This window comes from uncultured Acetatifactor sp. (assembly GCF_948601915.1).
GTDB lineage: Bacteria > Bacillota > Clostridia > Lachnospirales > Lachnospiraceae > Acetatifactor.
On record NZ_CAPDXS010000161.1, the window covers coordinates 1 to 11,069 of the forward strand.

The following is an 11,069-nucleotide window of genomic DNA, read 5'->3' on the forward strand; positions in this document are numbered from 1 at the left end:
TCAATTGTCAGATTATAGGCAGTTTTCTATAGTCCGACAAACTGGGAAACTTTTAGTAAACCATGCGTCTTTTTTATGCGTGCCTGCACGCATTGCCCACCAAGGAGGAACATGAGCGACAACTTTCAGACCAACACCACAGGGCGATTAACGCCCTGTTTACAACAGAAGATTGACAAGACAAGGTATTTAGTCGAGGTACATTTCTCTGATACAAGTACCCAACGCGTAGAGGACAAGTTATACTGCATAACGATTTCACTTGCCGTGAAACCAGACTGCATAACGCTGACTGGTTCAATCGCATGATTACATTAGGCAGTATTCAGCGTTATGCAGTATAAAACGTGTCATTCTCCACGATTTAGAGCATGGAAAACAGGGTAGACGGAACTGCCAGATTTTATTTCATAAAAAGGGCAGTCTCCTCTTCTCCGTGGTAAATCACAAACATATCTCCCGTCTGCGCGACGGCATCCGCCGGATACCCTTCCGACACTTTCTGAAAGTCCATGTCTATCACATAGGCCATGCCGTCCCCATCGATCATCATCGCATAGCCGTCCCAATACCCGCTGCAGTCCTGCGCCTTGGGCATTTCCATCCGGCGGCCCTGCTCGTCCAGATAGAAATACTCTTCTCCTTCGCTGGCCAGATACCAGCCCTCATCCGTCATCGTGATTGTCTCATGCTCCGCCAGAACCACCTCCGCAAGATTCGTGACCTCACGGTACTCATTCAGCTCTGCTTTGGAAAAATCCAGCAAAAAGCATCTGTCGATTTCCTCCTGATAAGCAATATTTACAACCATCTGCATCCCGCGGCTGCCATACCAATATCCACCGCTGTAATATTCCGGAATCTGAATCGACAACCCTGAAAAAGCCATCTGAGGATTAACGCCAAATATTTGTTCTGCTTCTTCAGTGTCCATAGGGATTTCAAAATACTGCTGGGTCTGACAGTCAAACAGAGCAATTCCAACCCCCAGTTCTATGGAAAGCGAAGGCATATAACCGTCTTTTACCGCCCACGCCCAATACCGCGGCATTCCATCCCCTGATCCCACACCTGCAATCTGGACTCCTGATTCTGCCGGATCCAGCGGAACAGACTCATAGGTATGACTGCTCCACCCTGCGTCTTTCCACATAGCCTCCCTTGCATCATCGATGCGCACCATGCTTCCGTCCATCTGTACCAAAAAAAGCCCTTCTGTTTCCAGCGAACAGTAGAAGACGCCGTCCTGCACTGGTGAAACATTTGACACCCCTCCATCCGGCATTAGCTCCTCTACAGGAATCTGCACAAGATAAGCGCCGCTCTCCAAATCATAGCAGCCAATCTCGTCGCTTCCGTCTTCCCGGGTATATGCATACGTAATCTTTCCTTCTCCGAGTTCGACGGAGATTCCGTAGCTTCCTGGAAGGGTCACAAGCTCCCGTCCTTCCCTGTCAAAGAAAGTACACTGCTCATCATCCCCCAGCGCAAATATCCCCTCTTCGGACGGCTCACAATAATAATAGGGATACTGATGGGGGACAATGCTCTCTCCCTGCCGGTTGATCGCCCCGCACAGCCCGTCCTTCACGGTCAGGATCACTCCCCCGCCGCTGGTTATATAGCTTAGCCCGGTCTGGCTTACCGTCAATATCTGCGGTTCTTCTTCCCCGTCCTTCCCATCGTCTTCCAAGCTTCCATCCTCCGGGTCTTCCTCTTCCGAAGTTCCTTCGCCCACCGCGAGTCCAGAAGCTTCTGAAACCTTGTGGTTCAGCGCCTCATCCCCCAGAAGCTCTTCCAGCACAAATGCAGGGATGTCCGATTCCTTAAATTTCTCCACGCGGATTCCCGCCTGGCCGTCCGAGGCAAAAAGCTCCGCCCTCTCGCCAGCCGTTACAGGCTCTGTCTTTGTCTCGCCGCCCTCCAAGGCAGTCACGCTGCCCTCCACTGTCCCCTCCAGGATATAGACGAGCATATGCTCCTCGTCCCTTACCTCCACCCATCCGCAGGTTCCCCGGATGCCAACCACCATGGTAGAGTAGCGGATATCAAATGTTTCATCCTCGGCAAGGGGTTCCTCCACATGAAAGAACAGGCTTCCGCTCTTGACAGAAGCAGTCAGTTCCTTTCCCTCTTTCTGTATTTCTATCTCGCTCTCTTCATCCATTTTTGCAAGCTTTACTTCGTCCAAATCTATCCAGGCATAGCTTGCATTTTGTGTCCCCACCTGGTAACCGCTGTATAGTCCAAGTCTTTCCACAACACCGATATCTTTCCCTTCTTTGTCGCTAACCTCCACTTTTCCCTCTGCTTTCACCAGATGCATGGAAGCAGCCGCCTCCTTCTTCCCACATGCAGACAACAGAACACCCACCGCCAAAAGCAGCGCCGTCAAATATTTTGATCCTTTTTGCATCATATTACTGTTCCATTTCAGACAGCGCTTTCTCTGCGCTGGCAGTTTCCTTTCTGTATTTTCCGCCTCTTATCTTACCACAAGGCTAAGATCGTGTCCAACATTTCTTTCAGTATCTTCAACAAGGGACAAACGCAGAGACAACAGCCACATCCCTTTCGATATTCTGTTGCGCCTTGCTGTTGCTGTCAAGCTCAAATGCAAGGTCAGCCTTACGGATGTCCCGGATCTCCCGAATCTCCCCATAAATGCCTTTGTTGTGTATGATGCTCTTTTTCATAAAAGCTGCCTCACAAGCCTGCCCGCAGCAGATGGATATCATAGGTGTGCCTGCACAGCTCCTGAATATCCTGGCTGTAATGGGACGTCAATATGATTGTCACCCCTTCCTTTTCGTTCAGTTCCCGAAAAAGCTTCCTGAAATATGCCACGGACTTGATATCAATGGCATTCAGCGGCTCGTCCAGAACCAGCAGCGAGGGCTTCTCCATCAGGGCCTGGGCGATGGCGAGGCGCTGCTTCATCCCCTGGGAATATTTCCCCACCGGAACCTCCAGCTCCGGCTTCAGCCCCGCCAGCCGCATGGCCTCCTCCACCTGCGCCCTGTCCGCCTTCCCGCGGATGGAAGCCAGCAGCAGCAGATTGTCCAGCCCCGTCTCCCCCGGCAGAAAGCCCGTGGAATCCAGGATCACCCCTATGTCCCGGGGGAATCTCCCCTTCTCGATCCTTTCTCCCCCTACCAAGACCTCTCCGGCATCCGGCAGGGCGAAGCCGCATATCATCTTCAGCAGCACGCTTTTCCCGGAGCCGTTCTCCCCCAGGATCCCGCAGATGTCTCCACGGGAAACCGTAAGATTTAAATTGGTAAACAGAATATTATTTTTATATGCCTTTGATACATTCCGCAGCTCTACCATATTTTTCCTCCCTTGTTCTCCCCGCTCGCCTTGTTCTCCTACCTGCCGTTCCCGTTCTGGGACAGTCCTATTTCTCCCCATTCTCCCTGTTCTCCCTGTTCTCCTACCTGCTGTTCCCGTTCTGAGACAGCCCTATTTCTCCTCGTCCTCCATGTTCTCCTACCTGCCGTTCCCGTACTGAAACAGCCCCATTCTCCCGCCGCCCTTTCCGGAACCGATTATCGATCGTTCTTTTCAAAGACGAAATCCTTTTTCCCGTGCAGCGCTTTTGCCAGGCACAGCAGGAGCAAAATCATGACCAGCCAATACCACCAGTAAAACTGATAAGCCCCCAGCTTCTCCACCTCCTCCGGCGGCGCCCCCACGATCTCTTCGATTTTATAGCCAATCTTCCCCCAGGGCGTCCACTCCAGCGCACGCACGGCGGCTCCTTTCGCCAGGATATAATTTCCCAGGGGCACAAAAGTCGTTACCGCCAAATCCAGCATAGCGTTGCCCACTATGCTCTGCAGAATCTCATGCAGCAGGAGCATGGCGCTCCAGAAGCAGAAGATATTCAGACACTGCTTTACACAAATGTCCCCGAACTCCTCCGACAGGATAAAAGCATGCTCCGACTCCACGGGCATCTTCCGCCTGATGAAGAGCAGCAGTCCCGCGAAGGCAAGCAGGCACAGCAGTGCGAATCCTGTTCTCACAGCTGTTTTCATGTAAAAAAATTCATCCCTGTCCCGGTATCTGATCAGGACAGGATACCGGGAGCTCTGGGTCTGTCCGCCGCTGGTGGCCGCCAGCAGCAGAAAGGGGAACAAAACCAGAATGATATGATAGTTGTTGAATACCCACACCATGAATTCCCCCTGGCAGCCTGCCGGGTATTTCCACAAAAAGTCCGCTGCCATCACATGTCCCACCACCAGGGCGCAGAGCAGCCAGAAAAGCAGCCCCCTCGCCAGACGGCATTCCCTGATCTCCACTCTAAGCTTTGCCAGCATGACAATCCCCTCCTATGAACAAAAGACAGCCTGTCGTAAACAGCGCCAGCTCATACAGGGGAATCCCCCAGCCTCCCAGCGCAGGATTGCTGTAGGCTGCCGGGTCTATCAGCTTAAACGCCTCCCAGGCCCTGGGGGCGGCCACCCCTGTGAACACACAGTAGCAGACCGGTATCAGCAGCGCCAGATATCTATTTCGGACAACCGCGCTCAGGCCCAGCCCCCATACCGCGAATGCCGCCCCCAGCACGCCTGCGTTCACGGCATACATCATACCGTACAGAAACGGGAATCTCCCGGCTAATTCCGGCAGGAAGCGGATGGGATTCTCCACCTTTCCCGAGCCCAGTATGAATTTGCAGAAAAGCAGCCACCCTGCCATAGGCAGGAACAGGGACAGGGAACCGCTGCAGGCCACCGCGGCGATCTTCGCCCTCCGATATTCCCCTCTGGAAGTCTTCAGCACCATCAGCCCCTGAAAGCCGCTGTCCCTCTCCCTCCGGTAGGACAGCACAAAGGGGAACATGACCGTAACAGGCCAGAGGATTGTCAGCGGCGTAGACCGCAGACTGTCCAAAAACTTGCTCAGATAAGGTCCGCTGTCACTGAAGATCCTGCCTCCCGTCTGATCCAGACGCCCTTCCAGCATCATGAAAAGACCGAATGCCGTTGTGGCGGCAAAGGCCCAGGAGCCCAGCGCCCTCTTTATTTCCGTTTTTACCATAATGCATGCCCTCCCCTGCACCGCTCTTCTTCGTGGATTCCACTGTCTGATATATCTGATTAACGGGCGTTTCGTTACAGATTTCATTTCTCAATTCCATTTTCTGACGGGAGCAGAATTTCAAGCGCAAAATCGCCATCGTCATATTTCGGGCGGTATGGAGGCGCAGGGAAAGCCAGAAAGACCAGCCGGGCAGTCGGCTGGTCTCTCCGTCATCACATCTCTCACTCTTCCATGGAACAGTTTGCCGCCGCTCCCCGGCGGCTGCAGTAAATCTGTATCGCCTTGTCCGCAAATCCCGCAGTCCCTTTGCCGCCTGCCCCATCGATATTCTCCGTAAAATCTCCGCCGGCGGCGTACATTCTCCCAAGCCCGGAAAGGATATCCTCCGTACACTTGTAATAGTGCTCCGTGATAAATGCCTGTAGTTTCCCCGCAAGGGCCTGGGCCTCCCCGGATGCCGGATCCCTGTCCTTTATCCTGCCGAACTCTGCGAATATCCGCATCATCTGTACGCCCAAATCCCTCTCCTCCTCGGAAGTCCTGTCTTTTGCTTTCTCTTTGAACTCTTTATATGCGGCGGTGTCTCCCCAGGACGCTTTGGCCTGTGCCGCATATTCCTCCATCCTGCTGGTGTCAAATGCTGAAAAATCCATGGTATTTCCTCCTGTCTCCTTTATTCCACGGGCCAGCTCGATCAGGTTCTCCAGATGCTCCTTCTTCAATGTCAGCAGGGCTATCTGCTGCTCCAGCGCCCTGTCCCTGTCATAATCCGGGCTCTCCATGATCTTCCTGATCTCCTTCAGCGGAAATTCCAGTTCCCGGAACAGCAGAATCTGCTGCAGGCGCTCCAAATCTGTATCGTCATACAGACGGTATCCCGCATCGGTGTATCCTGCCGGACGCAGAAGCCCGATTTTGTCATAATACTGTAGAGTGCGTATACTCACTCCGGCCAACCCGCTCACTTCATGTACTGTCCTCATCGGCTTTTCCTCCCGTGTGATATCACTATAAACTATAACGCAGCGTCATAGTCAACCCCTTTTTTATAAATTTATGCAGAAAGCTTTGTCCGGGGATTTTCTATTGCTTTTCTCTCCTAAAAAATGTATACTTAAGCCAAATCAGAAATCAGAGGTGAATCTTATGAGCAGAAAAAGAGCAGTGGTGTCCCTGGGGCACGACGCGTTAGGTTATACCACAGGGGCCCAGCGGGACGCGGTGCAGGTGACGGCCCGGGCGCTGGCGGATCTGGTGGAGGAGGATTACCAGCTGACCATCACCCACAGCAACGGCCCCCAGGTCAGCATGATCCACAAGGCCATGACGGAGCTGCGCCGGGTCTACACCGACTACACCCCCGCTCCCATGTGCGTGTGCTCCGCCATGAGCCAGGGCTATGTAGGATACGATATCCAGAACGCCCTGCGCAGCGAGCTGCTGGGCAGGGGCATCTCCAGGCCGGTCAGCACTATCCTGACCCAGGTCACCGTAGACCCCTATGACGAGGCCTTCTACGAGCCCACCAAGGTCATCGGCCGCTTCATGTCAAAGGAAGACGCCGAGACCGAAATCAAGAAAGGCAATTACGTCAAAGAATATCCCGGAAAGGGCTACAGGCGCGTAGTCGCGGCTCCCCAGCCCATCGACATCGTGGAAATCGAGGCCATCCGCGCCCTTGCGGCCGCAGACCAGGTGGTCATCGCCTGCGGTGGCGGCGGCATCCCCGTCATCGAGCAGCAGCATATCCTGAAAGGCGCTTCTGCCGTCATCGAGAAGGACGCCATCGCCGGGAAGCTGGCGGCGGACTTAGGCTGCGACGAGCTGATCATCTTCACCGGCGTGGACTGCGTGTACCGTGACTTCGGCACCGACGGGCAGGCCCCTGTGGCGGCTATGGCCGTGGCCGAAGCGAAAGAGATGATTTCCCAGGGACAGTTCGAGGCGGGCACCATGCTGCCGAAGATCGAAGCCGCTGTCAGCTATCTGGAGAAGGTGGGGACGGGAAAAGTGCTGATAACTTCTCTGGGCAGGGCAAAGGACGCCGTCAGGGGCAAGGCAGGAACTGTGATCACGGCGTAGCGCTTTCCATGTACCGCTTCGGCAGCGCGGTTCCACTGCGCAGGCCTGGGCGGAAAACAGCCCCTCCGGCAGGACGGCCCATGTCCGGAGGGGCTGTTCGTTTTGCTGTCTTCTCTGTCTTCTGCCAGGCGATTTCCCTGCATGTCCACGGATCGCCCTCGGATGATTCCCCCTGATTTCAGCCATGTCAAAGAATTTTGACATGGAAAAACCGGTCCTGTCAAAGATGTTTGATAGACATCCGGCCCTCAATACATGATAATGGCATCGAAAGGAGCAATCGGAATATGGAAATAGGGAAAAAGCTTAAAAGCGCACGGGTACAGTCCGGGATGACGCAGGAGAACGTGGCGGAACGGATCAATGTATCGAGACAGACAATATCAAATTGGGAAAATGAGAAATCATACCCTGATATCATCAGCGTAATCGAGCTGAGCAACCTATATTCCATAAGTCTCGACGTATTGCTAAAGGGTGATGAAAAAATGATAGAGCACTTAGAGGAAACCACAAATGTCGTAAAGAGCAACCAGAAAATGATATGGGCTGTCATTGTCAATATCATTGTCGCAGCGCTGCTGATAACATTAAGTATGTTCATACCGGATAACCGCTATTTCTTAGTCGGCGTATTCTGCCTTATGGTCATCACTTCATCAGCATTGCTTTACCAAATCATCAGAACATTCTAAGGAGGACATCGTATCATGAGATTAAATATGGTTTTTGCAGTGATTTGCGGCGCAGCGGCGCTTGTAGGAGGCTTTGAGGCCGTATTCCAGGTTTATCACTTAACCGTAATCGATGCCACGGCCAGGGGGCTGAAGCATCCCAGATTCTGGGGATTTTTTGCGATGAACGGCAATCACTCCGGCGGTCTGCTCATGTATCTGATCGGAAGGAAAAGATATCCTGTCATGAATATGAGCGAAAGCAGCGCAAAAGAAATGGAAAGGCGCAAGAAATCTGCCGGTGCAGGCCTGGCATTTCTGGCAGCCGGGGTGATCGGCATCATATGCGCCACTCTGTTATGACGCAGTAAAAAAGATTGGCGGAATGCCTCACAGGTGGGGTACAGCTCCGCCAGGGCCTCCAGAAAGCCGGCGTCCATCTCGGCCCGCTCCAGGGCCGGGAGCCCCGCCGCCAGCATGTCCACAGCCACCACCTGATAGCGGCACTCCCGTGATAGAAAACATGCTCCTGCCCTCACCCCTCGTCCCGGGAAGCGCCCAGGACCGCCAGCATGGCCCCGATCATAATCGCGAAATCCGAGAGGTTGAACACCACCCTCCCCAGGGGCTTCCATCCCACCTGGAAGGTCAGATAATCCACCACGTACCGGCGCTTCAGCCTGTCGTAGGTGTTGCTGAAGGCGCCGCCCAGGAGCAGGGCCAGCCCGGCCCGCAGCAGCCGGTTCCCCCGCTGCCCCAGGCTGCACAGGAACATCCCGCCCACCGCCCCGGTGAGGGCCACCGACAGGGCTGCCACCGCTTTACGGCGCCTCTGGCCCAGGTTCAGCATGGCTCCTTCATTATGGTACTTCCGTATCCGGACGCGGCCTCCGGCCAGCGTCATGGGCTTCCGGCAGTCCCCTTCCCTGCCCCGGCCCAGCACATTTCCGCTTTTGTCCGTATCGCTCCCCTCTATCCGGTCCTTGATCCACAAATCTCCCAGGAAAATCCCTATCACTCCAAGCACATAACCGGCCATTCCCATCCTCCCACGCTCCTGACTTGCTCATATCTGATAAATCCTGACATTCCACCGCTACCTCCCATCTCTTGACCCTATTATACACAGTCACCCGGCAAATTACAAGAAGCGGAAAACGCAGACCTATTGTAGTCCAGCAAATTAAAGTTCTTATCTCCCGCACAAAAACGTCAAATTAAACTCTCAGGTTTCAAATACTGTCTATAAGAGCGTGCTGCAGGAAGCGGCACGTTTTCCTCTTGACCATCCCTTGCTGTTCCGATATAGTTTTTATGGAACAAAAAAAGAGAAAGAACAGCACCTCCCACAGTTCGTTCTTTCTCTCACATACCAGTGTGCCTGCCATATACGGGATCGTGTCCCACTCGTGAGGCTCCGGCACCACCGACATATACTATGATAAGAGAAAACTCCCTGTTTTGCAAGCTGATTCGCATAAAAAGTTCATCAAAAGCCCTGTTCGGCTCCTTCATGGCCGGATTCCGCCCTGAGCTGCAGACCTGCCCATGCTGTGGGGCAAAGGGCTCCTGCCGTATCCATGCCTACTATGACCGCTCCCTGGTGGACTTCATAGGCGGCGCCCCGGTCCGCCACAGCCTCTGCATCATGCGCCTCATCTGTACCTGCGGCCATACCCATGCCATCCTCCCGGACTTCATCATCCCCTACTCAGGCTACGGCCTGTTCTTCCTCCTCCGCGTCCTGGCGGAGTATTTCCTGCACCTTTCCACTGTGGAGAAGCTATGCGAACGCTTTTCCATCACCCTTTCCCAGCTGCACCGGTGGCTGCAGCCCTTCCGGATACAGAAGAAGGAATGGCTCGGCGTGCTTTCCTCCATGGAGGCTTCCAGCCTTTCCTTCCTGAAAGCCCTGCTCGTGTAGGCGGCCTATTCGGATTTCGCCTCCGCCTTTGTCCGCCGTTTTACAAAGTCCTTCCTCCAGTCCCATAAGAACCCGGCGCCTTACTGCCAGCAGGTCTTCGGCCCGTGAACCGTTTTCCCACAGCCACACGACACGGGTATGGCTTCCCTCCCTTCTCTCCTGCATAATGGTGGAAAACCACCTAGGGAGGACATTTTTATGGACAACAATCCCAAAAACCTTTCGGACGCAGCCGCCATGGCACAGTTCCGCCTCGCTCTCATAGCGCCGGTCATCCATGGCCTTTATCCTGATGCATCCAGGAACGCCTACTACCAGCGTGTCACCGAAAGACCGCTCACCCTGCCTGACGGCTCTGTATTCCAGTACAGCCCCAAGACCCTCAACGGGCTCCTTAAAGACTATATGCGCACCTACAATACGTCCGTCCATTCCGGCATCGGCACCACGCCCCTGGAGCGCTACCAAAAGGCCCGTTCCTCCATCCGCATGCCAAAGTCCAGGGAATGGCTGGAAGAGTGTTTCCTGAACCGTATTGCCAGAAAGGCGAACAAGGACTCCACCGTCTCTATTGACAAGGTGTCCTATGACGTCCCCATGCAGTTCATCTCCTCAAAGGTGGAGATCCGTTTCCTTCCGGATGACATGTCCTCGGCCTTCATCCTTTATGAAGGGGAGCATTACCCCATCCGGCCTACAGATAAGAACGAGAACTGCAGGACGAAACGTAACAACACACCGTCCATCGATTACTCAAGGATCGGGGGTGAGGGCTGATGTCCCGTTCCTGCTATGGGCTTTCCTTCAACCCTTTCGACAAACAGAATTCCCGGGAAAAGGACCGGTTCCTCTCAAAGGACATCTCGGAGATGGCGTCCCGGCTGGACTACCTGAAGGACACCAGGGGCATCGGCCTGTTCACGGCACGCCCCGGCATGGGCAAGTCCTTCGCCCTGCGCTGCTTTGCAAAGAGCCTCAACCCCAACCTCTACCACATGGAATACATCTGCCTCTCCACCGTCAGCGTCATGGAGTTCTACCGCCAGCTCTGCTCTGTCTTAGGGGTAGAGCCAAGGGGCGGCAAGCCTGGGATGTTCCGCGCCGTGCAGGAGCAGATCCTCTACCTCTACAAGGACAAGAAGCAGCCCCTCCTCCTGGCAGTCGATGAGGCACAGTACCTCTCCACCGGCATCCTGGAGGACATCAAGATGCTCATGAACTACGGATATGACTCCCTCAACTGCTTCACGCTCATCCTCTGCGGGGAGCCGCACCTGAACAGCACCCTGAAGAAGCCCGTCCATGAGGCCCTGCGCCAAAGGATCACCGTGCAT

Annotated in this window: 14 protein-coding genes; 7 read left to right on the forward strand and 7 right to left on the reverse strand. The window is 54.3% G+C overall.

Translation table 11 applies throughout. From position 1 onward, the window contains the following. Positions 1 to 111: 111 nt before the first annotated feature. A complete protein-coding gene (locus Q2B33_RS24605; protein WP_300572496.1) occupies positions 112 to 309 on the forward strand; it encodes a hypothetical protein in 198 nt (65 codons plus the stop codon). A 94-nt stretch (positions 310 to 403) separates the two neighbouring features. Here Q2B33_RS24605 and Q2B33_RS20580 read toward each other — a convergent pair whose 3' ends face one another. From Q2B33_RS20580 to Q2B33_RS20605, 6 genes are all read right to left on the reverse strand, one after another. Next, complete coding sequence (locus tag Q2B33_RS20580; protein WP_300572493.1) at positions 404 to 2,419, reverse strand: FecR domain-containing protein; 2,016 nt, start codon at positions 2,417 to 2,419, stop codon at positions 404 to 406. Positions 2,420 to 2,534: 115 nt separating this feature from the next. Beyond that, positions 2,535 to 2,696, reverse strand: a complete 162-nt coding sequence (locus tag Q2B33_RS20585; protein WP_300572490.1) for a hypothetical protein — start codon at positions 2,694 to 2,696, stop codon at positions 2,535 to 2,537. Positions 2,697 to 2,706: 10 nt separating this feature from the next. Next, the gene (locus Q2B33_RS20590) at positions 2,707 to 3,333 is read right to left on the reverse strand and encodes an ABC transporter ATP-binding protein (protein WP_300572487.1); all 627 of its coding nucleotides are present in this window, start codon (positions 3,331 to 3,333) and stop codon (positions 2,707 to 2,709) included. 218 nt (positions 3,334 to 3,551) lie between these two features. Beyond that, positions 3,552 to 4,328 carry a hypothetical protein gene (locus tag Q2B33_RS20595; RefSeq protein ID WP_300572484.1) on the reverse strand — a complete coding sequence of 259 codons (777 nt, stop codon included), beginning with the start codon at positions 4,326 to 4,328 and terminating at the stop codon, positions 3,552 to 3,554. Beyond that, the gene (locus Q2B33_RS20600; protein WP_300572482.1) at positions 4,312 to 5,052 is read right to left on the reverse strand and encodes a hypothetical protein; all 741 of its coding nucleotides are present in this window, start codon (positions 5,050 to 5,052) and stop codon (positions 4,312 to 4,314) included. The genes Q2B33_RS20595 and Q2B33_RS20600 overlap by 17 nt, the downstream gene beginning before the upstream one ends. Before the next feature lie 224 nt (positions 5,053 to 5,276). Continuing rightward, complete coding sequence (locus Q2B33_RS20605; protein ID WP_300572480.1) at positions 5,277 to 6,038, reverse strand: MerR family transcriptional regulator; 762 nt, start codon at positions 6,036 to 6,038, stop codon at positions 5,277 to 5,279. Positions 6,039 to 6,201: 163 nt separating this feature from the next. On the opposite strand from Q2B33_RS20605, the gene arcC reads away from it, so the two are divergent. The 3 genes from arcC (at position 6,202) to Q2B33_RS20620 (ending at position 8,174) form a co-directional block, all read left to right on the forward strand. Next, complete coding sequence (gene arcC, locus Q2B33_RS20610) at positions 6,202 to 7,137, forward strand: carbamate kinase (protein ID WP_300572478.1); 936 nt, start codon at positions 6,202 to 6,204, stop codon at positions 7,135 to 7,137. Positions 7,138 to 7,424: 287 nt separating this feature from the next. Next, positions 7,425 to 7,832, forward strand: a complete 408-nt coding sequence (locus Q2B33_RS20615; protein ID WP_300572476.1) for a helix-turn-helix domain-containing protein — start codon at positions 7,425 to 7,427, stop codon at positions 7,830 to 7,832. A gap of 15 nt (positions 7,833 to 7,847) precedes the next feature. Further along, the gene (locus Q2B33_RS20620; RefSeq protein ID WP_300572474.1) at positions 7,848 to 8,174 is read left to right on the forward strand and encodes a hypothetical protein; all 327 of its coding nucleotides are present in this window, start codon (positions 7,848 to 7,850) and stop codon (positions 8,172 to 8,174) included. Between the two features lie 172 nt (positions 8,175 to 8,346). On the opposite strand, the gene Q2B33_RS20625 is transcribed toward Q2B33_RS20620, so the two are convergent. Continuing rightward, the gene (locus Q2B33_RS20625) at positions 8,347 to 8,850 is read right to left on the reverse strand and encodes a signal peptidase II (protein ID WP_300572472.1); all 504 of its coding nucleotides are present in this window, start codon (positions 8,848 to 8,850) and stop codon (positions 8,347 to 8,349) included. A gap of 399 nt (positions 8,851 to 9,249) precedes the next feature. Here Q2B33_RS20625 and Q2B33_RS20630 point away from each other — a divergent pair, with 399 nt between their 5' ends. From Q2B33_RS20630 to Q2B33_RS20640, 3 genes are all read left to right on the forward strand, one after another. Next, positions 9,250 to 9,735, forward strand: a complete 486-nt coding sequence (locus Q2B33_RS20630; protein ID WP_300900698.1) for a DUF6431 domain-containing protein — start codon at positions 9,250 to 9,252, stop codon at positions 9,733 to 9,735. Between the two features lie 198 nt (positions 9,736 to 9,933). Next, positions 9,934 to 10,512 carry a Mu transposase C-terminal domain-containing protein gene (locus Q2B33_RS20635; RefSeq protein WP_300914218.1) on the forward strand — a complete coding sequence of 193 codons (579 nt, stop codon included), beginning with the start codon at positions 9,934 to 9,936 and terminating at the stop codon, positions 10,510 to 10,512. After that, positions 10,512 to 11,069: ExeA family protein (locus Q2B33_RS20640; RefSeq protein ID WP_300914220.1), on the forward strand; the 558-nt coding region annotated here is incomplete at its 3' end. The genes Q2B33_RS20635 and Q2B33_RS20640, both read left to right, overlap by 1 nt.